Annotated in this window: 22 protein-coding genes, 1 tRNA gene and 2 pseudogenes; 18 read left to right on the forward strand and 7 right to left on the reverse strand. The window is 65.9% G+C overall.

The window, feature by feature from the left end; translation table 11 throughout:
• Positions 1 to 3 precede the first annotated feature (3 nt).
• The 7 genes from CCR84_RS16195 to CCR84_RS16225 all read left to right on the forward strand — a co-directional run bounded on the left by CCR84_RS16195 (position 4) and on the right by CCR84_RS16225 (position 5,703).
• A complete protein-coding gene (locus CCR84_RS16195) occupies positions 4 to 1,311 on the forward strand; it encodes an adenylosuccinate synthase (RefSeq protein WP_201214740.1) in 1,308 nt (435 codons plus the stop codon).
• Between the two features lie 262 nt (positions 1,312 to 1,573).
• A complete protein-coding gene (tsaB, locus tag CCR84_RS16200; protein ID WP_242508788.1) occupies positions 1,574 to 2,296 on the forward strand; it encodes a tRNA (adenosine(37)-N6)-threonylcarbamoyltransferase complex dimerization subunit type 1 TsaB in 723 nt (240 codons plus the stop codon).
• Positions 2,293 to 2,808, forward strand: a complete 516-nt coding sequence (rimI, locus tag CCR84_RS16205; RefSeq protein WP_338052639.1) for a ribosomal protein S18-alanine N-acetyltransferase — start codon at positions 2,293 to 2,295, stop codon at positions 2,806 to 2,808. The genes tsaB and rimI overlap by 4 nt, the downstream gene beginning before the upstream one ends.
• Positions 2,805 to 3,590 (forward strand): uracil-DNA glycosylase, encoded by a 786-nt coding sequence (locus CCR84_RS16210; RefSeq protein ID WP_338052640.1) that lies wholly within the window; start codon positions 2,805 to 2,807, stop codon positions 3,588 to 3,590. Before rimI ends, CCR84_RS16210 begins: the two co-directional genes overlap by 4 nt.
• 97 nt (positions 3,591 to 3,687) lie before the next feature.
• Positions 3,688 to 4,296: a LemA family protein gene (locus tag CCR84_RS16215; protein WP_201214742.1), complete on the forward strand. Its 609-nt coding sequence runs from the start codon at positions 3,688 to 3,690 to the stop codon at positions 4,294 to 4,296.
• A gap of 13 nt (positions 4,297 to 4,309) precedes the next feature.
• Entirely contained in the window at positions 4,310 to 5,206 is an 897-nt protein-coding gene (locus CCR84_RS16220) for a TPM domain-containing protein (RefSeq protein ID WP_201214746.1), read from the forward strand.
• The gene (locus CCR84_RS16225) at positions 5,206 to 5,703 is read left to right on the forward strand and encodes a TPM domain-containing protein (protein WP_201214749.1); all 498 of its coding nucleotides are present in this window, start codon (positions 5,206 to 5,208) and stop codon (positions 5,701 to 5,703) included. Before CCR84_RS16220 ends, CCR84_RS16225 begins: the two co-directional genes overlap by 1 nt.
• A 94-nt stretch (positions 5,704 to 5,797) precedes the next feature.
• On the opposite strand, the gene CCR84_RS16230 is transcribed toward CCR84_RS16225, so the two are convergent.
• Positions 5,798 to 6,658: a GNAT family N-acetyltransferase gene (locus tag CCR84_RS16230; protein ID WP_201214762.1), complete on the reverse strand. Its 861-nt coding sequence runs from the start codon at positions 6,656 to 6,658 to the stop codon at positions 5,798 to 5,800.
• 43 nt (positions 6,659 to 6,701) lie between these two features.
• Complete coding sequence (gene lplT / locus CCR84_RS16235; RefSeq protein ID WP_201214765.1) at positions 6,702 to 7,967, reverse strand: lysophospholipid transporter LplT; 1,266 nt, start codon at positions 7,965 to 7,967, stop codon at positions 6,702 to 6,704.
• Between the two features lie 343 nt (positions 7,968 to 8,310).
• Between lplT and alr the strand changes: the two genes are divergently transcribed.
• The 3 genes from alr to CCR84_RS16250 all read left to right on the forward strand — a co-directional run bounded on the left by alr (position 8,311) and on the right by CCR84_RS16250 (position 13,693).
• The gene (gene alr, locus CCR84_RS16240) at positions 8,311 to 9,414 is read left to right on the forward strand and encodes an alanine racemase (protein ID WP_338052641.1); all 1,104 of its coding nucleotides are present in this window, start codon (positions 8,311 to 8,313) and stop codon (positions 9,412 to 9,414) included.
• 2 nt (positions 9,415 to 9,416) lie between these two features.
• Entirely contained in the window at positions 9,417 to 10,778 is a 1,362-nt protein-coding gene (gene radA / locus CCR84_RS16245) for a DNA repair protein RadA (RefSeq protein ID WP_201214771.1), read from the forward strand.
• A gap of 374 nt (positions 10,779 to 11,152) precedes the next feature.
• Positions 11,153 to 13,693, forward strand: a complete 2,541-nt coding sequence (locus CCR84_RS16250; RefSeq protein WP_338052642.1) for an ABC transporter permease — start codon at positions 11,153 to 11,155, stop codon at positions 13,691 to 13,693.
• A gap of 3 nt (positions 13,694 to 13,696) precedes the next feature.
• On the opposite strand, the gene CCR84_RS16255 is transcribed toward CCR84_RS16250, so the two are convergent.
• The 3 genes from CCR84_RS16255 to CCR84_RS16265 form a co-directional block, all read right to left on the reverse strand.
• Positions 13,697 to 14,023: a type II toxin-antitoxin system PemK/MazF family toxin gene (locus tag CCR84_RS16255; protein WP_201214773.1), complete on the reverse strand. Its 327-nt coding sequence runs from the start codon at positions 14,021 to 14,023 to the stop codon at positions 13,697 to 13,699.
• Positions 14,017 to 14,253 (reverse strand): AbrB/MazE/SpoVT family DNA-binding domain-containing protein, encoded by a 237-nt coding sequence (locus tag CCR84_RS16260; protein ID WP_201214774.1) that lies wholly within the window; start codon positions 14,251 to 14,253, stop codon positions 14,017 to 14,019. The genes CCR84_RS16255 and CCR84_RS16260 overlap by 7 nt, the downstream gene beginning before the upstream one ends.
• An 84-nt stretch (positions 14,254 to 14,337) precedes the next feature.
• On the reverse strand, positions 14,338 to 15,351 hold the full coding sequence (locus CCR84_RS16265) for a cytochrome-c peroxidase (RefSeq protein ID WP_201214775.1): 1,014 nt from the start codon (positions 15,349 to 15,351) through the stop codon (positions 14,338 to 14,340).
• A 340-nt stretch (positions 15,352 to 15,691) separates the two neighbouring features.
• Here CCR84_RS16265 and CCR84_RS16270 point away from each other — a divergent pair, with 340 nt between their 5' ends.
• Entirely contained in the window at positions 15,692 to 17,905 is a 2,214-nt protein-coding gene (locus CCR84_RS16270; protein ID WP_242508793.1) for a YgiQ family radical SAM protein, read from the forward strand.
• A gap of 180 nt (positions 17,906 to 18,085) precedes the next feature.
• Here the strand turns inward: CCR84_RS16270 and CCR84_RS16275 are convergent, their stop codons facing one another.
• Complete coding sequence (locus CCR84_RS16275) at positions 18,086 to 18,358, reverse strand: hypothetical protein (protein WP_201214777.1); 273 nt, start codon at positions 18,356 to 18,358, stop codon at positions 18,086 to 18,088.
• A gap of 410 nt (positions 18,359 to 18,768) precedes the next feature.
• A tRNA-Leu gene (locus tag CCR84_RS16280) sits at positions 18,769 to 18,855 on the reverse strand.
• A gap of 55 nt (positions 18,856 to 18,910) precedes the next feature.
• Between CCR84_RS16280 and rnr the strand changes: the two genes are divergently transcribed.
• From rnr to CCR84_RS16315, 7 genes and pseudogenes are all read left to right on the forward strand, one after another.
• The gene (gene rnr, locus CCR84_RS16285) at positions 18,911 to 21,448 is read left to right on the forward strand and encodes a ribonuclease R (protein ID WP_201214782.1); all 2,538 of its coding nucleotides are present in this window, start codon (positions 18,911 to 18,913) and stop codon (positions 21,446 to 21,448) included.
• A gap of 218 nt (positions 21,449 to 21,666) precedes the next feature.
• Positions 21,667 to 22,410, forward strand: coding sequence for a 23S rRNA (guanosine(2251)-2'-O)-methyltransferase RlmB (gene rlmB, locus CCR84_RS16290; protein ID WP_201214785.1), 744 nt, complete (start codon positions 21,667 to 21,669; stop codon positions 22,408 to 22,410).
• Between the two features lie 285 nt (positions 22,411 to 22,695).
• Positions 22,696 to 23,311, forward strand: a pseudogene (locus CCR84_RS16295) (IS91 family transposase); the annotation flags it as partial.
• A 384-nt stretch (positions 23,312 to 23,695) separates the two neighbouring features.
• Positions 23,696 to 24,265: a hypothetical protein gene (locus tag CCR84_RS16300; RefSeq protein ID WP_201214788.1), complete on the forward strand. Its 570-nt coding sequence runs from the start codon at positions 23,696 to 23,698 to the stop codon at positions 24,263 to 24,265.
• A 104-nt stretch (positions 24,266 to 24,369) separates the two neighbouring features.
• The gene (locus CCR84_RS16305; RefSeq protein WP_201214789.1) at positions 24,370 to 25,263 is read left to right on the forward strand and encodes a hypothetical protein; all 894 of its coding nucleotides are present in this window, start codon (positions 24,370 to 24,372) and stop codon (positions 25,261 to 25,263) included.
• A gap of 77 nt (positions 25,264 to 25,340) precedes the next feature.
• Positions 25,341 to 26,225 (forward strand): hypothetical protein, encoded by an 885-nt coding sequence (locus CCR84_RS16310; RefSeq protein WP_201214791.1) that lies wholly within the window; start codon positions 25,341 to 25,343, stop codon positions 26,223 to 26,225.
• A gap of 120 nt (positions 26,226 to 26,345) precedes the next feature.
• A pseudogene (locus tag CCR84_RS16315) lies at positions 26,346 to 26,579 on the forward strand (transposase); the annotation flags it as partial.
• Positions 26,580 to 26,704: the final 125 nt, after the last annotated feature.

Here is a 26,704-nt window from a genome sequence, read left to right on the forward strand (position 1 = left end):
ATCATGGCGAAGAACGTAGTCGTCGTCGGCACGCAGTGGGGCGACGAAGGTAAGGGCAAGATCGTCGATTGGCTGACCGATCATGCGCAGGGGGTCGTCCGCTTCCAGGGCGGGCACAATGCCGGGCACACGCTGGTGGTCGGCGAGACGGTGTACAAGCTCAACCTGGTGCCGTCGGGAATCGTGCGCGAGGGCGTCAATTGCTACATCGGCAACGGCGTCGTCCTCGACGTGCACCACCTGCTTTCCGAAATCCGCAGCCTCGAAGCCGGCGGCCTCGAAGTGCGCTCGCGCCTGAAGGTCAGCCCCGGCTGCCCGCTGATCCTGCCCTACCACTCGGCGCTCGACCGCGCGCGCGAGTCCAAGCGCTGCGCCGACACGCGCATCGGCACCACCGGCAAGGGTATCGGCCCGACCTACGAGGACAAGGTTGCGCGCCGTGCGCTGCGCGTCTATGACCTCTTCCATCCCGAGCGCTTTGCCGAGAAGCTGCGCGAGAACCTCGCCTATCACAACTTCGTGCTCACCCAGTACCTGGGCTGCGAGGCGATCGACTACGAGTCGACGCTGGCGCAGGCGCTGGCCGACGCCGAGGAACTGAAGCCGATGGTGGTCGACGTCTCGGCCGAACTGCACGCGGTCAACCGCGCCGGCGGCAACCTGCTCTTCGAAGGCGCGCAGGGCGCGCTGCTCGATATCGACCACGGTACCTACCCCTTCGTCACCTCGTCGAACTGCGTCGCCGGTCAGGCGGCTGCCGGCTCGGGCGTCGGCCCGGGCAAGCTCAACTACATCCTCGGCATCACCAAGGCCTACTGCACGCGCGTCGGCGGCGGCCCCTTCCCGAGCGAACTCGACATCGAGGGCGAAGGCCTGCCCGGCACGCAGATGTCGGTGGTCGGCCGCGAATTCGGCACGGTCACCGGACGCAAGCGTCGCTGCGGCTGGCTCGACCTCGCCGCGCTGAAGCGTTCGATCCAGATCAACGGCGTCACCGGCCTGTGCATCACCAAGCTCGACGTCCTCGACGGCCTGCCCGAACTGAAGATCTGCACCGGCTACAAGCTCGACGGCCGCGTCGTCGACCTCCTGCCGCTGTCGGCCGAAGAGATCGCCGGCTGCGAGCCGATCCTGGAAACGATGCCCGGCTGGAGCGAATCCACCTTCGGCGCGCGCAGCCTCGCCGACCTGCCGGAGACGGCGCGCGCCTACCTTGCGCGCATCGAGGAAATCGTCGAGACACCGATCGACATCATCTCGACCGGCCCCGAGCGCGACGAGACGATCCTGCGCCGGCACCCGTTCCTCTGAGGACCATGGCGACTCCCGCCCAGGCTGGCGTTGAATCGACGCGGCGACGCCTGCCGTCGCGGGAGCGCCGGCGGGCGCGAAGCGGCGGTCGCCGCCATGCACCGCGTCCATTCGCGGCGCCCAGCTTCCGTCATCGCGAGGCCGCAGGCCGTGGCGATCCAGTTCGTACCTCTGTATTTGTGTCGTCAGCCGATAGCCGCGGAAGAATCGGCAACAGCCCTACAGACTGGATCGCCACGCCCTTCGGGCTCGCGATGACGGTATGCCGACCGCGCGAATCGTGCTGGGAGAGACGATGAACCTGCTCGCGCTGGAAACCTCGACCGACGCCGGATCGATCGCGCTCTGGCGTGACGGCGGGATCGTCGAGCGTGCCTGTCCTTCCGGCGAGCCTACCGGAACGACGCATTCGCAGACGCTGCTGCCGTGCATCCTCGGCCTCCTCGCCGAAGCCGACCTCGGCTGCGCCGACCTCGACGGCATCGCCTTTGCCGCCGGTCCCGGTGCCTTCACCAGCCTGCGCGTCGGCTGCGCGATCGCGCAGGGTCTCGCCTTCGCGCACGATCTGCCACTGTTCCCGGTCGGGACGCTGGAGGCGATGGCGCTGGCCAGCGGCGGCGAACGCGTTCTCGTTGCACTCGACGCGCGCATGGGGGAAATCTACTTCGGCGCCTACGTCGGCGGCGTCGCGCAGGCGCCGCTCGTCGTCCTGCCGCCCGAGGCGATCACGCTGCCGGAAGGCGACGACTGGCTAGCCTGCGGCAACGCGCTCGCCGCCTATCCGCAACTCGCGGACCGGCTGCAGGGCAGGGTGACGCGCTGCCTGCCGGACCTCTTGCCTGCCGCGGCCGCCGTCGCCCGGCTGGCGGCACCGCGGCTCGCGCGCGGCGAGCGCATCGCCGCCGCCGACGCCGTTCCGGTCTATGTCCGCGACAAGGTCGCGCTCACCGTCGCCGAACGCCTGGCGCAGGGCGGGCGGGCATGAGCCTGGCGCTGCCGGCCGCCGGGGACGAGGCAGGGGCAGCAGCCGGGGGCGAACCGCGCTGCCTGATCGCGCCGATGTGCGAGAGCGACCTCGACGAAGTCCTGCGCATCGAATACGACGTCTACTCGCACCCCTGGAGTCGCGGCAATTTCACCGATTCGCTGGCGGCCGGCTACCATGGCCGGGTGCTGCGCGTCGGCGGCGAACTGCTCGGCTACGCGGTGATCATGCCGGTGGTCGACGAGGCGCACCTGCTCAACATCAGCGTCGCCGCGCGCGCGCAGGGCAAGGGTTATGGCGCGCAACTGCTCGCCGACGCGCTGGCGGTCGCGCGTACGCTCGGGGCGACGACCTTGCTGCTCGAAGTGCGGCCGTCGAACCTGCGTGCGCTGGCGCTCTACCAGGGCTTCGGCTTTCGGCAGATCGGTGTCCGCCGCGGCTACTATCCGGCCGCGAGCGGGCGCGAGGACGCGCTGGTGCTCACGCGCAGCGTCGAGGAGCTGCCGGCGTGAAGCTCTCGCGCGACGAGATGCTGCTCGAAATGGGCCTCGGTCCGCTGTGGAAACTGCGCCGTCCGCCACTGTCTCCCGAGGCCGTTCCCGCGGATGTTCGCCCTGGGGCCGCGAGCGCAAGCGTGGAGGAGGGGGGGCCCACGGCCGCGCCCGCCGCCATCGAGCAGGCGCCCTGCGCGCCAGCGCCGCTCGTGGAGGCGAACGAGGCTGAATCCTGGGACGCGCTGCGCCGCGAGGTGGCCGGCTGCCGTGCCTGCGGCCTGTGCGAACAGCGCCAGCAGGCGGTGCTCGGTGTCGGCGATGTGCATGCCGACTGGCTGTTCATCGGCGAGGGACCGGGTGCCGAGGAGGACAGGCGCGGCGAGCCTTTCGTCGGTCCGGCCGGCAAGCTGCTCGACGCGATGCTGGCAGCGATCGACCTGAAGCGCGGCGAAGACGTCTACATCGCCAACGCGGTGAAATGCCGCCCGCCCAACAACCGCACGCCGACCGCTGCCGAGATCGCCACCTGCCGGCCGTACCTGGAGCGGCAGGTGGCGCTGCTGCAACCGCGTCTGGTGTTCGTCCTCGGCAAACCCGCGGTGCAGGCGACGCTCGGCCTCGACGCGCCGCTCGGCAGCCTGCGCGGGCGCACCCACTTCTGGGAAGTTGCCGGCCGCAGGATTCCCGTTGTCATCAGCTACCATCCGGCGTATCTTCTGCGTACGCCGCTCGACAAGGCGCGTGCCTGGGAAGACCTGTGCCGGGCGCGCGCCCTGATGCGCGAGGCCAAGGGCGCTTGAGATCCGGCCGCCCGCCGCCATCTGGGCGGGCAGGTGCATGGCCTCGGCCGCAGAGCAGCGTGGCCGGCACGGTATGCGGAATCATCGGGAGAACAGCATGCGCAACAGACTCCTCATCGTCCTTGCCTTCGTCGTCAGCCTGTTGTCGGGCTGCGGCTACAACCAGTTCCAGAGCGGCGACGAAGCGGCCAAGGCGGCGTGGTCGGAAGTGATCAACCAGTACCAGCGCCGCGCCGACCTCGTTCCCAACCTGGTCAGCACCGTCCAGGGCTACGCCAGCCACGAGCGGGAAGTGCTGACCGCGGTGACGCAGGCGCGCGCGACGGTCGGCAGCCTCCAGGCGACGCCGGAGTTGATCAACGACCCGGCGGCTTTTGCCCGCTTCCAGCAGGCGCAGGCCGGCCTCACCAGCGCGCTGTCGCGGCTCCTGGTGGTCTCCGAGAACTATCCGCAGCTGAAGGCCGACGCTGCCTTCCGCGACCTGCAGGCGCAGCTCGAAGGCACCGAGAACCGCATCACCGTCGCGCGCAACCGCTACATCAAGGCGGTCGAGGCCTACAACGTCTCGGTGCGCACTTTCCCCAACAACCTGACGGCGATGGCCTTCGGCTATCACGTGAAGCCCAACTTCACGGTCGAGGACGAAGCCTCCGTGGCGAAGGCGCCGAAGGTCGATTTCGGCCGCCCGGCTGCGGCGCAGCGCTGAACGGAGCCGGCTGATGTTCGGGCTGCGGCGCGGGACGCCCGGCGCGCTCTTCTTTGCTGCCGTCTGCGCCCTCGTCGGCGCCGCCTTTTCCACTTTCGCCGGGCTCGCCGCGGCGCAGACGCTGCAGCCGGTGCCGAGCCTGACGGCACGCGTCACCGACCGCGTCGCCGCGCTGACGGCGCAGCAGCGAACGACGCTCGAGCAGAAGCTCGCCGCCTACGAGCGCGAGCGCGGCACGCAGATCGCCGTGCTCGTCACCGACACGGTACAGCCGGAGACGATCGAGCAGTACGGAATCCGCGTCGTCGAGGCCTGGAAGCTCGGGCGCAAGGGAATCGACGACGGCGCCCTGCTGCTGCTCGCGCTCAAGGACCGCGAGTTGCGCATCGAGGTCGGCTACGGGCTGGAAGGCGTGCTCAACGACGCCGTCTGCAAGCGCATCATCGCCGAGGTGATCGTGCCGAAGCTCAAGGCGGGCGAGGTCTACGGCGCCATCGACGCCGGCGTGACGGCGATGATGGCGGTCGCTGCCGGCGAGTCGCTGCCGCCGCCCGCGCAGCGTGATCCCATCGCCGGCGATAATCCGCTCGATACCCTGTTCTTCGTCGGCTTCATCCTCGTCTTCTTCGTCGGCGGCATCCTGCGCAGCCTGCTCGGGCGCCTGCCCGCCGCGCTGCTGATCGGGCTGGCCGCGGCCGCGTTCGCCTGGTTCCTGGTCGGCGCGCTGCTGGTCGCCCTCGGCGCCGGATTGCTCGCCTTCGTGGTCTCCCTGTTCGCCGGACTGGCCGCGACCCGCTCCGGCTTTCCCCCGGGGGGAGGCTTCGGTGGCGGCGGCGGATTCTCCGGAGGCGGTGGATTTTCCGGCGGTGGCGGCGGCTTCGGCGGCGGCGGTGCCTCGGGGAGGTGGTGATGCAGTGGTCGAGATTTCTGCGCCACAGCGCGCTGCCGCACTGGTGGTCGCAGCGCCAGTTCCCGCCGGCGGCGCAGCAGGCGATCACGGCGGCGATCGCCGCCTCCGAGACCAGGCATCGCGGTGAACTCCGTTTCGTCGTCGAGGGCGGTCTACCGATCGCCGACCTCTGGCACGGGCGGAGCCCGCGCCAGCGCGCGCTCGAGCTGTTTGCTCAGCTCGGCGTCTGGGATACGCAGGACAATAGTGGCGTGCTCATCTACGTCCAGCTCGTCGACCGCCGCGTCGAGATCGTCGCGGACCGCGGCATCGACGCGCGACTCGGCGAAAGCTTCTGGCAGTCCGTCTGCCGCGACATGGAAACCGCTTTCGCCCATGGTGATTTCCTTCGCGGCGCGCTCGCGGCGATCGAGACGATCGGCGGCGAACTCGCCCGTCACTACCCGCCCCTCGGCGACAACCCCAACGAGCTGCCCGACGAGCCGCTGCTGCTCTGAGCGCGCTGGAGCAGTGGCAAGGTCCGTCGCGTCCCTGGCCGTGCGCCTGTGACAGGTCACATGCAGGCACTGCGGCGCTTACCCGGGCCGTCGCTCAATAGGTGATCGACGGCAGGAACATGCCCTGCGGCTCGTTGTAGAGGCCCAGGCTCATCAGCGTCAACGGCTGAACGATGCGCAGCCCGTGTTCGAGGCACCAGCGGAAAAGTTCGCTGTTGCGCGTCGGCAGGTTGAAGCCTTGTCCGGTGAATTCCCCTGCGGCGCCGATCAGCGCCTTGAGGGCTTCGTTGCTCTCGCCGAGCGCGTGGCCGCCGAAGCCGAGTTCGCTGGCGTAGCCGGTGATTCTCCCGTCGTGCTCGACGATGCGCGCGCTGCCGGTGGCGATCGCGTCGCGCAGTTCGCCGCTGCGCTCGTGGCCATGGATGCGCCGGCACAGAGCGTCGGCGGCGGCGAGGTCGGATTCGGTGGCGATGCGCACGCGGTAGCCGGGGATCGCCAGCGCCAGCGCCGGTCCCTGGAGCGTGACGAGCGGCTCGCGGACGACGAAGCCGGCGCGCGCGCAGAGGCCCATGGTGCAGCCGTTGAACGCAGCCTGGACGAGGCGCACGCCGGGGACTTCGCGTCGGCGCGAGCGGTTCAAGGCCGCGTTGAGCAGCTTGAGTCCGACCGACCGGCTTTGCAGCGTCGGTTCGACGGCGATCGGGCCAAGGCCGCTGATCGTCGAGCGTTCGTCGATGGCCATGCAGCCGACGATGGCTCCGGCTTCGTCGGTGGCGACGATGACGTGGTAACCGGGGTGGGCGATCCAGCGCATGAAATCGGCGATCGCCCATTCAAGCTCGGGCATATCCGACGGGAAGCCGTGACGGCCGCCGATATCGGCGAAGGCGGCGTGACAGATTTGACCGCAGCGTTCGGCGTCAGCGGCGGTTGCCGCTCGCAGTTCGATGTCCATGCCCGCCTCCTGTTCTCCCGCGTTTGCCGCGAGGTGCTGACAATCAGTGCGTTCCGCCGTCGTCGAGGTGGATCACGTCGTCGCGCTCGCGCTGGTTGGCTTCGTGCCGGCGCTTGACCAGGAACATCGCGCTGCTGACGAACAGGCCGAACAGGGTCAGCACCCAGTATACCGACAGGTCGGCCTTGACCATCGCGTAGTAGAGCCCGGTCATCACCAGGATCGACAGGTTCTCGTTGAAGTTCTGCACGGCGATCGAGTGGCCGGCGCCCATCAGGATGTGGCCGCGGTGCTGCAGCAGCGCGTTCATCGGCACGACGAAGAAGCCGGACAGGCCGCCGATGATGACCAGCAGCGGGATGGCGATCCAGATGCTGTTCACGAAGTTCATGACCAGCACGATCAGCCCCATGGCGATGCCGAGCGGGATGACGCGGACCGACTTGCGCAGCGTGATCATCTTTGCCGCCACCGCGGCGCCGAGCGCGACGCCGACGGCGCAGACGCCCTGGAGCATGCTCGAATGCGCGAGGTCGAGCCCCAGCGCGGCTTCCGCCCACTTGATGACGATGAACTGCAGGGTGGCGCCGGCGCCCCAGAACAGCGTCGTCACCGCCAGCGAGACCTGCCCGAGCCGGTCGCGCCAGAGCAGCATCAGGCAATGATTGAACTCGTGGATCAGGTAGAAGGGATTGCGCTTGAGCGGCTTGTGGTCGACGCCGGTGTCCGGGATGTACAGGTTGAACAGTGCGGCCAGGATGTAGAGCACGCCGACGACGCAGATCGCCATTTCGCCGGGGGTGTCGATGCCTGTGTCGATCAGCGGGAAGTCGAAGGCGAGAAGCGCCGCGGAGATGTCGGGCTTGATCAGCGCGCCGCCGATGACGACGCCGAGGATGATCGCGCCGACGGTCAGTCCTTCGATCCAGCCGTTGGCGACGACCAGCAGGCGGTGCGGCAGGTACTCGGTGAGGATGCCGTACTTGGCCGGCGAGTAGGCCGCCGCGCCGAGGCCGACGACGGCGTAGGCGACGAGCGGATGCACGCTGTAGAACATCAGTGCGCAGCCGCCGATCTTGATCGTGTTGCTGATGAACATCACCCGCCACTTCGGCATCGAGTCGGCAAAGGCGCCGACGAAGGCGGCGAGGACGACGTAGGAAACCGTGAAGAAGGTCTTCAGCAATGGCTCGTACTCGCTCGGCGCGTGCATGTCGCGCAGGGCGGCGATCGAAGCGATGAGCAAGGCATTGTCGGCCAGCGCGGAAAAGAACTGCGCGGCCATGATGATGTAGAAGCCGAAAGGCATCCGGAAGCAACTTCCCAAAGGATTTCGGCCGTTTATACCATGAACGCCCTGAACTTGTTAGCTCCCGAATGGTCTGCCGGGTCGGCGGCCAAAGTGCCCGGAGCAGGTCAGTTGCCGGCGTTTTCCTGCATTTTCTTCGCCACGGAAGATCGTCGGCTCCCGCCTTTGGCTCTGTCGGGATCCGGCTTTTTGTGCTTGAATGGCACCCCTTCCTGCCTCATCCAGCTTGCCGATGCCTCGCTACTGTCGGGCGCAACTCCCGTCAGCGCGCAGCCATGCTCAGCGCAGCGCTCAGTCCTCGAACCCGCCATCCCCCGTCGCGCCTCCCTTCCGTGTCCCTTCCGTGTCCCATTCCAAGCCCTCGCTGATCTCGCGCCCGATCCGGGCGCGTATCGACCTCGCCGCCTTGCGCCACAATTACCTCGTCGCGCGCCGACATGCCGGCGCTGCGCGCGCCTTCGCCGTGGTCAAGGCCGATGCCTACGGCCACGGATTGCTGCGCACGGTGCGCGCGCTCCGCGACCTCGCCGACGGTTTCGCGCTGCTCGACCTCGCCGATGCGGTCGCGCTGCGCGATGCCGGCATCACCCAGCCGATCGTCCTGCTCGAAGGAATCTTCGCAACTGGCGACGTCGCCGTCTGCGCCGAATACGGCCTGCGCCCGGCGATCCACTGCGCCGAGCAGATTGCGATGCTGCGCGCGGCGCCGCCCGGGGTCCGGCTTGCGGTCGGCCTCAAGGTCAATAGCGGCATGAACCGGCTCGGCTTCCGCCCCGCAGTGGTGCCGGCGGTGCTCGCCGAACTGCGCACGCTGCCGGCGGTCGAGTCGGTGCTGCTGATGAGCCACTTCGCCGACGCCGACGGCCCGCGCGGTGTAGACGAACAGTACCGTCGCCTGGCGCCCCTGATCGCGGACTTCGCGGGTGAAGTGTCGCTCGCCAACTCGGCGGCGCTCCTGCGTCACGCGCACACCGTGCACGACTGGGTCCGCCCCGGCCTCGTGCTCTACGGTGGCAGCCCCTTCGCCGACGAAAGCGCGGAGAGCCTCGGCCTGCTGCCGGTGATGACGCTCGGCAGCCGCATCATCGCCGTACAGGAAGTCGCTGCCGGCGAGCGGGTAGGCTACGGCGGACTGTTCACCGCGACGCAGCCGACGCGGGTCGGCGTCGTCGCCTGCGGCTACGGCGACGGCTACCCGCGCCATGCGCCGGGCGGGACGCCGATCCTGGTCGACGGCCGGCGCACGCAGACGATCGGCCGCGTGTCGATGGACATGCTCGCCTGCGACCTGAGCGAACTTCCCGGTGCGGGAGTCGGCAGCCCGGTCACCCTGTTCGGCGAGGGCCTGTCGGCCGACGAGGTCGCGGCGGCAGCAGGAACGCTCAGCTACGAGATGTTCTGCGCGCTGACGAAGCGGGTGCCGGTGATCGAGACAGGCGGGGACTGAGCGTGTCGCGCGAGAAGAACGTCTATGTCTGCGCCGAGTGCGGTGGCACGGCGCCGAAGTGGCAGGGGCAGTGCCCGGCCTGCGGCGCCTGGAATACGCTCATCGAGACGCGCGCGGCGCCGGCTGCCTCGCCGCGCTTTGCCGCGCTCGCCGGGACGACCGCGCTGCCGCGCGTCCTTGCCGAGATCGAGGCGCGCGAGGCCGAGCGCTTTCCCACCGGAATCGGCGAGTTCGACCGCGCGCTCGGCGGCGGCTTGGTCGCCGGCGGCGTCACCCTGATCGGCGGCGACCCCGGCATCGGCAAGAGCACGCTGCTGCTGCAGGCGCTGGCCAGCCTCGCGGCGACGCAACGCGTGCTCTACGTCTCCGGCGAGGAGTCGGGCGAGCAGGTGGCGATGCGCGCACGGCGCCTGTCGCTCGACACCGGCGCGCTGCGCCTCTTCGCCGAGATCAAGCTCGAACAGATCCTCGACGTTCTCCGGCGCGACCAGCCCGCTGTCGCCGTGATCGATTCGATCCAGACCTTGTGGTCGGACGCGCTGTCGTCGGCGCCGGGATCGGTCGCGCAGGTGCGCGAGTGCGCGGCGCAACTCACAAGGCTCGCCAAGCAGAGCGGCACCAGCATCCTGCTCGTCGGCCACGTCACCAAGGAGGGCGCGATCGCCGGCCCGCGCGTGCTCGAACACATCGTCGATACGGTGCTCTACTTCGAGGGCGACACGCACTCGGCCTTCCGCCTGATCCGCGCGGTGAAGAACCGCTTCGGCGCGGTGAACGAGATCGGCGTCTTCGCCATGACCGAACGCGGGCTGAAGGGGGTCAGCAACCCGTCGGCGCTGTTCCTGCCCTCGCGCGTGCAGGCGGCGCCCGGCGCCTGCGTGATGGTGACGCAGGAGGGGACGCGGCCGCTCCTGGTCGAAATCCAGGCGCTGGTCGACGCCGCCCACGGCAATCCGCGGAGGCTGACCGTCGGCCTCGACGCGCAGCGCCTGGCGATGCTGCTCGCGGTGCTGCACCGGCATGCGGGCATCGTCTGCTTCGACCAGGACGTGTTCGTCAACGCCGTCGGCGGCGTGCGCATCATCGAGCCGGCCGCCGACCTCGCGGTGACGCTGGCGATCGTCTCCTCGCTCACCAACCGCGCGCTGCCCGAGAAGCTGATCGTCTTCGGCGAGATCGGCCTGACCGGCGAAATCAGGCCGGCGCCGCGTGGCCAGGAGCGCCTGCGCGAAGCCGCCAAGCTCGGCTTCACGCGCGCCTTGATCCCGGTGGCCAATGCGCCCAAGCAGCCGATCGAGGGCATCGAGACGATCGCGGTGGCGCGCGTCGAGGAAGCGGTGTCGCGCCTGCGCGAGCTGGAGTAAGGTTTACCAAGGGACCTCAGGGGGTGCTCTATGATTCGGGCCTCACGGCCCTCCCACGACTGTAGCAGCGGTTTTTGTGCGGCGGCCGCCGCCAATGCTGCCGGCCCGGCTCGGGGAACCGTAAGCCGACAATCCCGACTAACGTTCATGGCGAGTCGTGCCACCACTGCGCATGAAACGCAGATTTGCTGCCGTCATTGCGAGGCGCGTAGCGCCGTGGCAATCCAGTTCGTTCTTCCAATTTCGCGGCCCCGCCGACTGACGGGCTGCTGGTCGCGATGGCTTCCGAAGATCGCGTCGGCCGATGTTTCACGAAATTGTTCCACGTTTCACCTTAACTATCGAAGCGCAGACACAACCAAGGAGAGACCGGCTTGAACATCTGGCGACTGGCCTGGCGCATGCTCAAACGCGACGCGCGCGGCGGTGAACTGCGCCTGCTCGCCGCGGCGCTGGCGATCGCCGTCGCCGCACTGAGCGCGGTGGGCTTCTCAGCCGACCGCGTCCGCCTCGCGCTCGACACCGAGGCGCGCCAGCTGCTCGCCGCCGATCTGGTGCTCGTCTCCGATCATCCGCCGTCGGCGCAGGTCGATGCGCTCGCCGCGCGTCCGGGCCTGCGCACGGCGCGCACCCAGTCCTTCCCGAGCATGGTGAGCAAGCTCGCCGACTCGTCCGCAGCGGCGGGGCAGGGCGCGCGTTCGAACCTGGCCGACGTGAAGGCGGTGAGTGAAGGCTATCCCCTGCGTGGCAGGCTGCGCATCGCGCCGGCGCTGAACGCGCCCGACGCCGCCGCCGTCGGCGTGCCGTCGCCCGGTGTCGTCTGGATCGACGAGCGGCTCGCACTCGCGCTCGCCGCGGCGCCCGGCGACCGCATCGCGGTCGGCAAGGCGACGCTCGCGGTCGGCGCCATCCTGACGCAGGAGCCCGATCGCGGCGTCAGCTTCTTCTCGGTCGCGCCGCGCCTGATGATGAACCTCGCCGACCTCGACGCCAGCGGCCTCGTCCAGCCGGGCGCGCGCATCGCTCACCGGCTGCTGCTCGCCGGCGACGAGGCTAGCTTGTCCGATTTCCGCAGCGCGGTGACGCCGCTGCTCGTGCGCGGGCAGCGCCTCGAGGACACCCAGGGCGCGCGTCCCGAGATCCGCTCGGCGCTCGACCGCGCCGGCAGCTTCCTCGGTCTGGCGGCGCTGTTGACGGCGATCCTCGCCGCGGTCGCAGTCGCCTTGGCGACGCGCCGCTACACGCAGCGCCACCTCGACGCCTGCGCGGTGATGCGCTGCCTCGGTGCCACGCAGGGGCAACTGCTCGCGCTGTTCGGCTGCCAGTTCGTCCTGCTCGGGCTGCTTGCAGCGGCGGCGGGCTGTGCGCTCGGCTACGCCGCGCATTTCGTCCTGCACGCGGTGATCGCCGAACTGCTTGCCAGTCCCTTGCCCGCGCCCGGCTGGCGGCCGGCGGCGCAGGGTCTGGTGCTCGGCCTGACCCTGCTGTTCGCCTTCGCCGCACCGCCGCTGCTGCAATTGCGGCGCGTGTCGACCTTGCGCGTGCTGCGCCGCGACCTCGGCGCGCCGGGCGCCGGAGTGCTCGGCGGTGTTGCCGTCGGCATCGCTGCGCTGGCTGGACTGATGCTCTGGATCGCCGGCGACCTGAAGCTCGGTGCCTGGGTGTTCGGCGGCTTCGCTGCGGCGCTGCTCGCCTTCGCGCTCATCGGGCGCACAACCGTCTGGCTGGTTGCGCTCTCCGCACGGCGCTGGCCGCTCGTGGCCGGCGAGCGCGGGCGCGGCTGGCGGCAGGGCCTGCTCGGCATCGAGCGGCGCGCGGGCGCCAGCGTGATCCAGATCAGCGCGCTGGCGATCGGGCTGATGGCGCTGCTCCTGCTTACCGCGATCCGTGGCGACCTGATCGCTGCCTGGCGCGCTTCGGCACCGCCCGATGCGCCGAACCGCTTCGTCATCAACATCCAGCCCGACCAGCTCGACGCGGTGCGCGGCTTCTTTGCCGACGCCGGCTATCGGCCCGAGTTCGCACCGATGGTGCGCGGCCGGCTGACGCAGATCAACGACGCGGCGGTCAGCGCCGACGGCTTCACCGACACGCGCGCGCAACGGCTGATCGAGCGCGAGTTCAACCTGTCCTGGCGCGACGCGCCGCCCGAGGGGAACAAGCTCGTCGCCGGTCGCTGGTTCGCCGACGCCGACCGCGGTCGCGGCGTCGTCTCGGTCGAGGCGGGGCTCGCCCGGACGCTCGGACTGCAGGTCGGTGACCGGCTGCTCTTCGACGTCGCCGGCGAGGCGCTCGCCGTCGAGGTGGTCGCCTTGCGCAAGCTCGACTGGGACTCGATGCGCGTCAATTTCTTCATCATCACCCCGTCGGGGGTGCTCGAAGCGTATCCGGCAAGCTGGATCACTTCCTTCCACCTGCCAGCTGCCGACGCCGCCTTCGTCAACCGCCTGGTCGGCGAGTTTCCCAACCTGACGGTGATCGACGTCGGCGCGATCCTCGCGCAGTTGCAGGCCATCCTCGACCTCGTCTCGCACGCGATCGAGTTCATCTTCCTGTTCACGCTCGCCGCCGGGCTGGTCGTGCTCTGGGCGGCGCTGGTCTCGGCCGCCGACGAACGCCGCTACGAACTCGCTCTGCTGCGCGCGCTCGGTGCCCGCCGCGCGCAACTGGCGCGCGCGCTGCTCGGCGAATACGCGGCGATCGGCGCGCTCTCCGGCCTGATCGCCGCGATCGGCGCGATGGCGGTCGGGCAGTTGCTCGCCGGGCGCATCTTCAACGTCACCCTGCCGCTCGACCCGTGGCTACCGCTGCTCGCCACCAGCAGCGGCGCAGTACTCGTCGCCGGCGCCGGCTGGATCGCCGCCTCGCGCCTGCTGGCGACGCCGCCGATGCACGCGCTGCGGGCGGGGGGATAGGGGCTATTCGAGCATTTCCAGCAGCACGCCTTGCCAAACCGAGGCGGGAATTTCCCCGAGCTTGCCTGCGAGCCGTGCCTTGTCTACGCAGCGAATCTGGTCGAGCAGGATGCGGGCGGGTTTGCCGTTGAACGTCAGTTCGGGACGACATCCCAGAGGCTGACCACGGCTGGTGATGGGGGCGACGATCACGCGTGGCAAGGCGGCGTTCATGTCGTCCGGCGACACCACCAGTGCCGGACGAGTTTTCTTGATCTCGCTGCCGATGGTGGGGTCAAGATTGACCCAGTAGACGTCGCCACGGCGAACTCGGGTTTCTGCCCTCACCATTCCCATTCTCCGCTGTCGGCATCGGCGGGAAGTCCTTCCCACGCGTCTGCATCGGCTTCGGCTCGATAACCGTCAAACCAGCCTTCTCGGGCGGGCTTTACTGGTTCGATCACGATTCGCGTGCCATCGAGTCGGAGTTCGACTTCGTTGGTGATGCCACATTCGGTGAGCAGCGCCGCCGGAATGAGCACGCCACGAGAGTTTCCGATCTTCCTGACAGCGGTACGCATGGCGGTTCTCCGAGAGAGTAATAACAACGTTATTACATCAGCTTGGGTTGCACTGTGCAAGAGGTCTGGGGAATTGAAGGGCGCCTACTTCTTCGCGAACGGCGTCGGGCGCGGCGTGTTGTCGGCCGAAGGTGGCAGGATCGGCAGCTTGAAGTTCGGCTGATCGCCGGTCAGCGTCTTCAGGAAGGCGACGATTTTGGCGTTCTCGTCGACCGTGAGCGAGCGGCCGAGCTGGATGCGTGCCATGGTGTTGACGGCTTCGGGCAGGGTGTTGGCGGCACCGTCGTGGAAGTAAGGGTAGGTCAGTTCGACGTTGCGCAGGGTCGGGACCTTGAACTTGAAGCGGTCGGCGTCCTTGCCGGTGACTTCGATGCGGCCTTGCTCCGGGTTGCTCGTCACGTAGGGCTCGACGACGCCCAGCTTCTGGAACGAATTGCCGCCGACTGCAGTGCCGTTGTGGCAGGCGATGCAGCCGACCTCCTTGAACAACTGGTAACCTGCCAGTTCCTGCTGGCTGAGCGCCTTCTTGTCGCCCTTCAGCCACTTGTCGAAACGCGAGTTCGGGGTGACCAGGGTTTCCTCGAAGGCGGCGATGGCCTTGGTGATCTTGTCGATGTCGATCTTGTCGGAGCCGAGCGCCCTCTTGAACTCGCTCACGTAACCGGGGATCGACTGCAATATTTCGACCGCGAGCTCGTGGCTGAAAGCCATTTCCCCGGGGTTGGCGATCGGCCCGCCCGCCTGTGCCTGCAGGTTGGCGGCGCGACCGTCCCAGAACTGGGCGATGTTGAACTTCGCATTGAGCACCGTCGGCGAGTTGATCGGGCCTTCGTTCCAGTTGTGGCCGATCGAGGTCTTCAGGTTATCGGTGCCGCCCAGCGACAGGTTGTGGCAGGAGTTGCACGAAATGAAGCCCGACCTGGAGAGGCGCGGGTCGAAGAAGAGCTTCTTGCCGAGTTCGACCAGCGCCGGATTGGTGATCCTGGCTGGCGCGATCGGCTGGATCGGTTCCTTGCCCGCGGCTTGCGCCGGGTCGACAGCGACCGCTCCTGCGAAGCTGGCAATCAGGGCGACCGACAGGACACTGCTCTTCATCATTCGTGTTCTCCCGCAATGAGTTGCGCGGCCACTGTCGCTCGGATGCTGTGCGGCAAGGACGCGAGGCAAGTTAAATGACCTGCAAGAAGCATGGTTAATCCTAGCCGAGCTTGCCGCATGATGCAATTTGCATTTTTCGTTGAGGGCCTGCCTGTTTCGTGAGAATCAAGCATGCCCTCAACGGAACTCGCGTCGCCGCCCGGCTGGCTCCGGCAGCCTGTACAATCGCGCGCAAATGACCGCCATCGTCCTCCCCCCCTCGCCGTTCTCGCCGCCGAAAGGCCTCTTCTCCTGGCGCCCGTACTGGGCCAGGCGCTTCGGGATCGCCCCTTTCCTGCCGATGTCGCGCGCCGAGATGGACAATCTCGGCTGGGACTCCTGCGACGTGATCCTCGTCACCGGCGACGCCTACATCGACCACCCGAGCTTCGGCATGGCGCTGATCGGCCGCCTGCTCGAAGCGCAGGGCTTCCGCGTCGGCATCATCAGCCAGCCCGACTGGCGTTCGGCCGACCCCTTCCGCGTGCTCGGCCGGCCGAACCTGTACTTCGGCGTCACTGCCGGCAACATGGATTCGATGGTCAATCGCTACACGGCCGACCGCAAGATCCGCAGCGACGACGCCTACACGCCCGACGCGGAGCCCGGCCGGCGGCCCGACCACGCTGCGGTCGTCTATGCGCAGCGCTGCCGCGAGGCCTACGCGGGAGTTCCCGTGGTGATGGGCTCGATCGAGGCCAGCCTGCGGCGCATCGCGCATTACGACTACTGGTCGGACAAGGTGCGCCGCTCGGCGCTGGCCGACGCCAAGGCCGACCTCCTCATCTACGGCAACGCCGAACGCGCGCTGGTCGAACTCACGCACCGGCTCGCGCTCGGCGAGTCGATCGAATCGATCCGCGACCTGCGCGGCACCGCCTATCTGACTCAGCGCGGCGCCCTCGCCGAGCGCGGCTGGATCGAGGTCGACTCGACCAGCTTCGACATCCCGCGCATCGTGGACCCGCACCAGAGTCCGTACGAGGACCTGCAGCCGGTGCGCATCGACCCCGAGGCACGCGTGACGCGGCTGGCGCGGATGGAGTACCGGCGCGCGGCACGTGCGCACAGCGTCGTCCGCCTGCCTTCCTACGAAGCGGTGCGCGACGACCGCGTGCTCTACGCGCACGCCTCGCGCACGCTGCACCTCGAATCGAACCCCGGCAACGCGCGCGCGCTGGTACAGGCGCACGGCGAGCGCGACGTCTGGCTCAACCCGCCGCCGATCCCGCTGACGACTGCCGAGATGGACGCGGTCTATGCCCTGCCTTTCCAGCGGCGGCCGCACCCGTCCTACGGCAAGGCGCGCATTCCCGCCTACGAGATGATCCGCTTCTCGGTGAGCATCATGCGCGGCTGCTTCGGTGGCTGCACCTTCTGCTCGATCACCGAGCACGAGGGGCGCATCATCCAGAGCCGTTCGGAGGAGTCGGTCCTGCGCGAGATCGAGGAAATCCGCGACCGCACGCCGGGCTTCACCGGCGTCATTTCCGACCTGGGCGGGCCGAGCGCCAACATGTACCGCCTCGGTTGCCGCGACCGCGCGATCGAGCAGAGCTGCCGGCGGCTGTCCTGCGTCTATCCGGGCATCTGCGAGAACCTCGATACCGACCATTCGCCGCTGGTCCAGCTCTACCGCAAGGCGCGCGCGCTGCCCGGCATCAAGAAGGTGCTGATCGGTTCCGGCGTGCGCTACGACCTCGCCGTGCGCTCGCCCGAGTACGTGCGCGAACTGGCCGCGCACCATGTCGGCGGCTACCTGAAGATCGCCCCCGAGCACACCGAGGAAGGGCCGCTGTCGGCGATGATGAAGCCGGGGATCGGCGACTACGAGAAGTTCAAGGAGCTGTTCGACCGCTTCTCGCAGTCGGCGGGCAAGGAGCAGTACCTGATCCCGTACTTCATCGCCGCGCATCCGGGGACCAGCCTGCAGGACATGGTCAATCTGGCGCTGTGGCTGAAGCGCAACAACTTCCGCCTCGACCAGGTGCAGACCTTCCTGCCGACGCCGATGGCGCTGGCGACGACCATGTACCACTCGCGGCGCAACCCGCTACGGCCGTTGAAGCGTGATTCGGCGCCACTCGAGACCGAGCGCAGCGGTCGCGGTCGCCGCCTGCAGAAGGCTTTCCTGCGCTACCACGACCCGGCCAACTGGCCCATGCTGCGCGACGCGCTGAAGAGCATCGGTCGTGCCGACCTGATCGGTCCGGGCAAGAAGCACCTGATTCCGGCGCATCAGCCGGCTGGTTTCGTCGACGCGCATGCTGCAGGCGCCGGCACGGGCAGGGCCGGGGTGCGGCACACGCTGCAGCGCGGCGAGACGAGTCCGGGGGCTCTGCCCGGTCGCGGCGATCAGCGGCCGGCGCTGCGGCGCAATGAGCCGCAGCGCAACGGAACGGTCGCGCGCGCAACGACGCCGCGAGCGGGGAAGGGGGCTGCAAACGGGGAAGCCAGGCGGGCGCCGCGTGCTGCGAAGGCACCCGCAGTGAAGTTGGACAAGCGCCGCCGCTGACCAGATCGGGCGCCCGGGGCTGCGCTCCTTACCCTGAAACTTTCCGGGCGGGAAGGCCTCGATTCGGGCCTTCCGGCCCTCCCACGGCAGGCGAATGCCGCGGGAGCGCTTTTCGTGGGAGTGGCGTAAGCCACGAATCTGCGCGCGACCTGGCGTGAGGCAGCGCCCCGCGCGATCCCTCTATATGCCGAAGTAGAAGAACTCGACGACGAGTGCGACGACGGTGCCGAGGAAGGTGCCGTAGACAAGGAAGCTGCCGAAGCTTTGCCAGCGCGCGCCCTTGGGCAGGAATTTCGTCCCGCCGAGCAGGACGACGCCCGAGAAGATGAGGGCGGGCAGTTTCCAGTAGATCCACATCCAGCCGACCACCGGTGCGACCAGGGCCATGACGATGAGGCCGAGCAGCGCCGAGTTGGTCTTTTGTGCGACGGAAGAAGAGGTGCCGGTTTCCATGGGCTTGCGTGCTCCGTGAGGGGTGTGACGGTAGGGATCCTTGTCCCGATGCTTCTGCAAGGCGCCCGCAACGGTATTCCTCGCTCCGTTCCGGTACGCGTCGGCCGCATTTTAACGTGAAACTTCAGCGGGGCAGGTCCTGCATTCGGGCCTGCCGGCCCTCCCACCCCAGGCTGAGGCTGCGTGCGCTGCTCGTGGGAGCGGCGGCAGCCGCGAATGGGCGTGTGACAGGCAGCAAGGTGCCAGGCGGCGTCGCGGCTGCCGCCCCTCCCATGAAGGGCGGCGCGTCGGATGCGCGGGCCTTGCCGGCTGCAGGCTGGTATGATGTGCCATCGCTACAGCGCGCGTCGGCGCAGCAGGGAAGGCTGAAAACAAAAAAGCCGACTCGAAAGTCGGCTTTTTCTGAATCTTGGTGCCCAGGAGAGGACTCGAACCTCCACAGTGTTGCCACCACCAGGACCTGAACCTGGCGCGTCTACCAATTTCGCCACCTGGGCTTGCTTCGCTGTAGTGCGCTGCGAAGAAGTTGCTATTTTACTGAGAGAATGAACGATGTCAACAAGAAAATTGTCGAAGGTCCGAAAAAATGATCCGTACCTCGAACGCGAGCTGCAGCGCTACGAAAATCCGCTGCCTTCGCGCGAGTACATCCTGGCGCTGCTCGAGGCCGAGGGCAAGCCGGCGGCCTTCGAGCGCCTCGTCAAACTGCTCGACATTGCCGACGACGAACTGATCGCCTTCCAGCGCCGCCTCGGCGCGATGGAGCGCGAGGCGCAGCTGATGCGCAACCGCAAGGGGGCCTACATCGTCCCCGAGCGCGCCAGCCTGATCGCCGGTCGCATCGAGGGGCACAAGGACGGCTACGGCTTCCTCGTTCCCGACGACGGCGGCGCCGACATCTTCCTCGACGCACGGCAGATGACGCGCGTGCTGCACGGCGACCGCGCGCTGGTGCGCGTCGTCGGCGTCGACCGCCGCGGCCGCAACGAGGGTGCCATCGTCGAGGTGCTCGAACGCGCCAACACGCGCGTCGTCGGCCGCGTGCTGATCGAACACGGCATCACCGTCGTCGTCCCCGAGAACAAGCGCATCAGCCAGGACATCCTGGTACCGCCGCCGGAGAAGAAGACCCGGGTCAAGCCGCAGGCCGGGCAGGTGGTGATCGTCGAGATCATCGAACAGCCGAGCCGCCACGCGCAGCCGATCGGCCGCATCGTCGAGGTGCTCGGCAACTACGCCGACCCCGGAATGGAAATCGAGATCGCGCTGCGCAAGCACGACCTGCCGTTCGAGTTCTCGCCGGAGGTGGTTGCCGAGACGAAGAAGCTGCCGCTGAAGGTGCGCAAGATGGACCAGGCCGGCCGCATCGACCTGCGCCACCTGCAGCTGGTGACCATCGACGGCGAGACGGCGAAGGACTTCGACGACGCCGTCTATGCCGAGCAGAGCGGCGACGGCTGGCGCCTGGTGGTGGCGATCGCCGACGTCTCGCACTACGTGCTTCCCGGTTCGGCGCTCGACCGCGAGGCGGAGGAGCGCGGCAACTCGGTCTATTTCCCGCGCCGCGTCATCCCCATGCTGCCCGAGAAGCTGTCGAACGGGCTCTGTTCTCTCAACCCCGAGGTCGATCGCCTGGCGATGGTCTGCGACATGCAGGTCAGCGAGAGCGGCGTGATCGAGGGCTACAAGTTCTACCCGGCGGTGTTCCGCTCGGCCGCGCGGCTGACCTACAACCAGGTATGGGGCTGGCTGTCGGGCGAGGCCTACCCCGAGGACCACACGCAGGCGGCGCTGCTGCCGAAGCTGCGCACCCTGTACGAGCTCTACCAGGCGCTGGCGCAGGCGCGCAGCGAGCGCGGCGCGATCGACTTCGAGACGATCGAGACGATGATGCTGTTCGACGAGCAGGGCAAGATCGCCAACATCGTCCCGGTGCAGCGCAACGAGGCGCACCGGCTGATCGAGGAGTGCATGCTCGCCGCCAACGTCTGCGCCTCGGCCTTCCTCGAAAGCCATCGTCAGCCGACGCTCTACCGCGTGCATGAAGGACCGACCCCGGAGAAGCTCGAAGGCCTGCGCAGCTTCCTGAAGGAGTTCGGACTGGGGCTCACCGGTGGCGACAAGCCCTCGGCCAGCGACTACGCGAAGCTGCTCGAACAGGTGCAGTCGCGTCCCGACGCGCAACTGCTGCAGACGGTGATGCTGCGTTCGTTGCGCCAGGCCATGTACAGCCCCGACAACGTCGGCCACTTCGGCTTGGCCTACGAGCGCTACACGCACTTCACCTCGCCGATCCGCCGCTACCCCGATCTCCTCGTGCACCGCGCGATCAAGGCGACGCTCAAGGGCGAGAAGCTGCCGGCCGCCGGCTGGGACGAGATCGGCCTGCACTGCTCGGCGACCGAGCGCCGCGCCGACGAGGCGACGCGCGACGTTGCCAACTGGCTCAAGTGCTACTACATGAAGGAGCGGATCGGCGAGGAGTTCGACGGCACCGTCGCCAGCGCGACCCCGTTCGGCATCTTCGTCGCGCTCGACCGGATCTACGTCGAAGGCCTGGTGCATGTCTCCGAACTCGGCGAGGACTACTTCCAGTTCGACGCCGTGCGCCACCAGATGCTCGGCGAGCGCACCGGCAAGCGCTACCGCCTCGGCGACCGCCTGCGCGTGAAGCTGGTGCGCGCCGACCTCGAGACCGGCCGCATCGACTTCGTGCTCGGCACTACGCCGCTGGAAGTTCCCGAGGTGAAACCGGCAACGAAGCCCGCGGTCAAGCCTGCAGCGAAGCGTGTGGTGAAGAAGGCCACGGCTGAACCGGCCAGCGCGCCTGAAACCCCTGCCGAACCGGCGGGCAGCAAAGCGGACGGTGTCGCAGTATCGCTATTGCAGTCCGCTGCCGCCATCCTCGAAAAGGCCAGGACCGCGCCGAAGACGAAGAAGCCGGCTGCCGGCGCCGACAAGCCCGCGAAGAAGAAGGCCGCCGAGAAGACGGCCAAGCCGAAGGCGAAGAAGGCTTCAGCGAGCGCCGAAACGCCGAAGAAGCCGGAGAAGGCCGAGAAGCCGAAGAAGGCCAAGCGTACGCCCGCTTGAGCGCAGGGATCACCAAGGTCCTGAACCGGGCGCTGCCGGCTCGCGCCGACAGCCGCCCCATGCCATGAAACGAGCTCGTTCGCGGCTTCCGCCACTCCCACGAAAAACGCTCCCGGTCCATCGGCCTGTCGTGGGAGGGCCGGAAGGCCCGAATCGAGGACAGCCCACGCTGCTGTTTCACGGTAAACTCGCCGCCTTACAGCAAGAAGGATTCTTTCATGTCGCAGTTCCGCCCGATCCACGGGTTTCACGCCGTCCTCGCCAAACTCCGCCACGCGCCGGATTCGATCCGCGAAATCTACCTCGACGCCGGCCGTAGCGATGCGCGCGCGCGCGACCTCATCCGCCGCGCCGAAGTCGCCAAGGTCCGCCTGCTGCCGGTCGACGCCGGCCGCCTCGCGGCGATGGCCCCCGGCGCAACGCACCAGGGCGTCGTCGCCTTCGTCACTGCGGCCCAGCCTTACGTCACGCTTGACGACGTGCTCGACACGCTCGAAGAGCCGCCCTTCCTGCTCGTGCTCGACGGCATCCAGGACCCGCACAACCTCGGCGCCTGCCTGCGCGTCGCCGACGCGGTCGGCGCGCACGCGGTGATCGCGCCGAAGGATCGTGCCGTCGGCCTCACGCAGACGGCGATCAAGGTCGCCAGCGGCGCCGCCGAAACGGTCCCCTACATCGCCGTCACCAACCTCGCGCGCACCCTGCGCGAACTGAAGGAACGCGACATCTACGTCATCGGCACCGACGCCGACGACGAAGCGTCGCAGGACATCTACGCCGCGCAGTGGCCGAAAGCGACCGCCTGGGTGCTCGGCGCCGAAGGCGACGGCATGCGCCGCCTGACCCGCGAAACCTGCGACCTGCTGGTGTCGATCCCGCTGCTCGGATCGGTGTCCAGCCTCAACGTCTCGGTCGCCGCCGGCGTCTGCCTCTACGAAGCCCGCCGCCGCCGCGGGGTCTGAAACCGCAAGTCTCCCTCAGGCGCAGGCCCGCCTGCCTGAGGGAGCAGAGCCAGCAGCGAACCCGGTGTTCAGCCCTGTGGGAGGGGCGGAAGCCGCGAACTCGGTGTTTGACTCTGTGGGAGCGGCGGAAGCCGCGAATGTACGCGTCACGGTGACTCTCATCGGAAGAGAATAGGCCCGACAGTTCATCGCGGAAAGTAATGCGAGGCCGCGTACCGACGCACCTATGCGCTGTCCCCGGCGCAACGCGTGCGTGGCGCGCAATCGTCGATTGCCGTACCGCTGCGCGTCTTTCGCGGCAAGTTTCTCGACGCGCTTGATCACGCGCATCGCAGTGCTCGGATTCCCGACGATCCGGAGGGCGCCGCCTGCCTGGAATGCACGGCGCCGCGCACTGCTCAAGCACGACTGGGTGGTCTACGCCAACCCGCCGCCCGGCGGCCCGGCGCAGGTGCTCGACTATCTGGCTCGCTACACCCACCGCGTGGCGATCTCGAACGAGCGCATCATCGGCAGCGATCACGAGCACGTCCGCCTGCGGGCGCGGGACAATCGGACCGGCGCCAAGCGCACCGTCACCCTGCCGAACGGCGAATTCATCGCGCGCTTTCTGCGCCATATGCTGCCTCAATGCTTCAAGCGCATCCGCCACTACGGGCTGCTCGCACCCACCCACAAGCGCGAACGGATCGCAGCCGCGCGTGCCGCCCTCCAGACACCTGAACCACAGCCGGCAGCCATTGAAGCCGCGGAACCTTTCCTCGCCCGTGTCAGCGGACACGATCCGCCACTCTGTCCGCACTGCCAGCACGGCCGCTGGCGCACCGTCGCCACCCTGCCGCCACTGAAGCACGAGGCCGACGCACCGGCACCGCGCTGCCGGGATGGGCCGCAGCCATGACGCCAATTCCTGCCCTGACTCACCGCTCAAGCCTGGATGGCCCCCGCGATCCATCACGCATCGTGCGGGCCGCGCTCGGCGAGGACCTGCGAAATCTCAGCGGACATCGCCATCCGGACGACTCCGCTGCCACCAAGTGCGGTAGCCGATGCACGGATCCGTTCTTCATAGCCCGTTTGGCTACGGAAATCGCTCTCGCCCCTATCCAGAAGACATCACCGGCGCTTACAATCCCCAGTATTGCCGCCTGAGCGTCGGTTCAGTTCAACACGGTTTATCCCTCGCGACGAGCCTCCTCGGACAGAACAGCGCTTGCGGCGCGAGGGATAAACCCTATTCGTTATGCATCGGAAGTGCAGTAGCAACTCTGTGGCGAATGAAACGATGAAGACTGTTCTTACGCTTGTAGCCCCATTGCTCATCATGCCTGCACTTGCTCTTGCTCAGGCAGCACCGCCAGCATCTCCCACTTGGCTGAGTGAAGCTGACGCGTATGTCAAAGTCTTTGGTGCTGTATTAACGGGTCTTGGCACGATGTTTGGCCTACCGATTGTATTGCTGTCTTTCAAAAAGACTCGGGCGGAAATTCGTAAACTTGAGCTTGAGGCTGCTGCACTTCAAGGAAAGGCAAACGCTGAGGGAGCGGTACAGGCAGGTACGACGATTGAAATATCTCACTCCCACGATTTGAATATTCAAGTTTTGGCCGATCCCCGTTTCCTCGGCCCACTTCTCTTGCTGTTAGACTTTATACTTGCGTGGGTTATTCTAACGTTAGCAGGGACTTTCTTAAATATCATTGACCTTGGCGTCATTAGTTCGGTGTTGCTTGCAGTTCTTGCCATGGCTCTTCTTGTGCCAATTGCCAAAGAAGCGCGCCGCGTGAAGCGAGCACTAAAGCTGGCAACCGAAATAGCCGAACAAAGTAATGGCCCGCCAAAATCCGACGCATAATTTTGCATTCGAGAGAGACTGGCTATGCCGTCCCCCTCAATTTAACGCCATAGATGTTGTAATACTCTTTGAAAGACCAGATAAGAAAGCAAAAGAGAGGATATATGAATTCTTCAAAAAAACCAAACCTAGTTGTCTGTAGTGCCATGGTCGCACCAGCACGCGCATTTTTCTTTTACAAGTTGAGAACGTGGCTTGACCAAGTGGTAAAAATTGTTGTTCACACCTTTGCTGTAGAAGAATCAAAACTCCCCCTTAATCCTGAAGCTCCTAATGGTTACTGGTATTGTGCGGGAGATTTCTGTGGGATCGATGAGGCTGGAGTTTACCAACATCTTTCTAGTGCAGATTTGGATTTTGCAAAATGCTTAGTCTCACCTGATATTAAAGACGATCACCCGGAGCGAGAGAAATTAGTCATTAGTGGACAATACGGTATTCATTATGTTTGCCACAACATCACAAACCGAGTTTTATACGCCACGGAAAATAGTGAGACCTTAATTGACTTGGACATAAAAACAACCGGGTATGAAGTTGTAGTTAAAAGTGCACTGGGTGTTTATGGTCAAAATAAGGTCGAATGGGAGCGTCGAAAACAAGAGTGTGCCGGAAGCAACGAATCATGCAATTCTAGTGGGAGAAATATTGATTTATACAACAGACCTAATCGAACCAGAGACGAAGAAATCTATAGAATTCACCTTCGAGCTGCTGGCGGTGATGCCAAAACTGCCGCAAACATAACCTACGCGCTGTCCGAGACTGATAGATACTTTTGTTATACTACTGAACGGTTGCTTGCTGAATATGAAGTCGGATCGATCGACATAAATAGTTACAACATCGAAATGCTAAATGCTTGCTCGTTACTATTTTCTGAAACAACAAGAATTGTCGGGCGGTCCATGGCAAGCAAGATATATCCCGAATGCGATATCGATTTGAGGTCCACCAGCATTGAAGCCACCGTTGAAAATAAGCTGATGGTCATATAGTGAAAGACATAACGATGCTTTACACCGGACGAGCCGGTGAACACGGCGTTGGGCTTTGAGTTAATGGAGTATCTTGGATGAGTGTGCCATCTGTAGACATTAAGATTCTCTGGGCAAGAGCAGCAGGACGTTGCTCAATGCCTGATTGTCGGAGAGTGCTCACGCCGGAAAGCGATACCGTTGCAGCCGGAGGGATTATCATCGGCGAAAACTGTCACATCGTAGCGGAGAAAGTAGATGGCCCAAGGGGTTACCACCCAGTACCAGAAGCAGATCGAAATCGATACCCAAATCTAATTCTTTTGTGCAACATTCATCACAAGATTGTGGATACCAATGTAACTCTATGGTCTGTTGAAAGGCTGCTTCAGATAAAGAGTGATCACGAAAACTGGATAAAAACAATTTTTGAGCAATCTCCCAATCCGGCCCCGCTTGTTTACAAGAGATTAGTTGAAATTGCGTCAGAAAAGCTAATGCTTAAGGCATGGGATGTTATTTCAGATCACGCCGTCAGGCATCTTGCCTACATCAAGTGGATTGACGGCATTTACGAGTTCAATGCCTCCGTGCAGCATGCTATTTTGCCAGGTACGCAAGTGGCACTCGAAGATTCGATTCACGAATTATCAAGCCGAGCTTGCGAATATGCGGATCACTATATGACTGTTGCCTGGTTGCCGCGTGCAGATGCGGGATTCTATCAAGAGGATAAAACTTGGAAGAAGGATTGGCGTGACGAGTACGCACAATACGCGAACCACTCTGAAGCATGGCAGAGCAAAAATCTCGTGCTTCTAATGAATCTGACTCACGCGATCAACGAGTTCTCTGACTGTGTTCGAGCTTCCATTGATCCGTTTTTCTTTTTAGAGAGAGGGCGATTCAGCATCCGTGACTCCATGGGGGTAACAGATATGATGAATCCCTGCTGGATACTACCAAGTGGGTATCGGGGGTGAGCGTATGAAGCCCAACGATTAAGGTTAGGGAAGCGCTGATTTAATCGAAACCGCCCGAGGCCTGCCGTCGGCAGCCGCTCTTTGAGATAATGACGCCCTGCCTCCCGCTCGTGACCGACCATGCAAGCCACCTTCTCCGAACTTGAGTACAGCGCCAAGAAGAAGCAGACGCGGCGAGACCGATTTCTGGGCGAGATCGAGGCATTGACGCCGTGGCCGGATCTGCTGCAAGCGTTGGCGCCGTGCTATCCGAAGGGGGAACGCGGTCGGCCGCCGATTGGCCTGGAGCGGATGCTGCGCCTGTACGTCGCGCAGCAGTGCTTCGGTCTTTCCGACGAAGGGGCTGAAGACGCATAGCGTTACACACAACTCGTTCAGCATGAACCGTGCGTGATGCCAGTCGCAAATCCTGCCCCCAGATTGAATCTTCCGGGCCACTTCTTGCATACTGATCGCCGACTTTGCGAAAGGATGGCGAT

This window comes from Rhodocyclus purpureus (assembly GCF_016653115.1).
GTDB classification, from domain to species: Bacteria; Pseudomonadota; Gammaproteobacteria; order Burkholderiales; family Rhodocyclaceae; genus Rhodocyclus; species Rhodocyclus purpureus.

Bases quoted from the DNA above. Each gene is read 5' to 3' on its own strand.
- CCR84_RS16305 (WP_201214789.1), top strand. From the start codon at position 24,370: ATGAATTCTTCAAAAAAACCAAACCTAGTTGTCTGTAGTGCCATGGTC.
- CCR84_RS16270 (WP_242508793.1), top strand. From the start codon at position 15,692: ATGTCGCGCGCCGAGATGGACAATCTCGGCTGGGACTCCTGCGACGTG.
- rimI (WP_338052639.1), top strand. From the start codon at position 2,293: ATGAGCCTGGCGCTGCCGGCCGCCGGGGACGAGGCAGGGGCAGCAGCC.
- CCR84_RS16260 (WP_201214774.1), bottom strand. From the start codon at position 14,253: ATGCGTACCGCTGTCAGGAAGATCGGAAACTCTCGTGGCGTGCTCATT.
- CCR84_RS16225 (WP_201214749.1), top strand. From the start codon at position 5,206: ATGCAGTGGTCGAGATTTCTGCGCCACAGCGCGCTGCCGCACTGGTGG.
- CCR84_RS16275 (WP_201214777.1), bottom strand. From the start codon at position 18,358: ATGGAAACCGGCACCTCTTCTTCCGTCGCACAAAAGACCAACTCGGCG.
- rnr (WP_201214782.1), top strand. From the start codon at position 18,911: ATGTCAACAAGAAAATTGTCGAAGGTCCGAAAAAATGATCCGTACCTC.
- CCR84_RS16195 (WP_201214740.1), top strand. From the start codon at position 4: ATGGCGAAGAACGTAGTCGTCGTCGGCACGCAGTGGGGCGACGAAGGT.
- CCR84_RS16300 (WP_201214788.1), top strand. From the start codon at position 23,696: ATGAAGACTGTTCTTACGCTTGTAGCCCCATTGCTCATCATGCCTGCA.
- CCR84_RS16220 (WP_201214746.1), top strand. From the start codon at position 4,310: ATGTTCGGGCTGCGGCGCGGGACGCCCGGCGCGCTCTTCTTTGCTGCC.
- CCR84_RS16215 (WP_201214742.1), top strand. From the start codon at position 3,688: ATGCGCAACAGACTCCTCATCGTCCTTGCCTTCGTCGTCAGCCTGTTG.
- CCR84_RS16310 (WP_201214791.1), top strand. From the start codon at position 25,341: ATGAGTGTGCCATCTGTAGACATTAAGATTCTCTGGGCAAGAGCAGCA.
- CCR84_RS16255 (WP_201214773.1), bottom strand. From the start codon at position 14,023: ATGGTGAGGGCAGAAACCCGAGTTCGCCGTGGCGACGTCTACTGGGTC.
- tsaB (WP_242508788.1), top strand. From the start codon at position 1,574: ATGCCGACCGCGCGAATCGTGCTGGGAGAGACGATGAACCTGCTCGCG.
- CCR84_RS16230 (WP_201214762.1), bottom strand. From the start codon at position 6,658: ATGGACATCGAACTGCGAGCGGCAACCGCCGCTGACGCCGAACGCTGC.
- lplT (WP_201214765.1), bottom strand. From the start codon at position 7,967: ATGCCTTTCGGCTTCTACATCATCATGGCCGCGCAGTTCTTTTCCGCG.
- rlmB (WP_201214785.1), top strand. From the start codon at position 21,667: ATGTCGCAGTTCCGCCCGATCCACGGGTTTCACGCCGTCCTCGCCAAA.
- CCR84_RS16265 (WP_201214775.1), bottom strand. From the start codon at position 15,351: ATGATGAAGAGCAGTGTCCTGTCGGTCGCCCTGATTGCCAGCTTCGCA.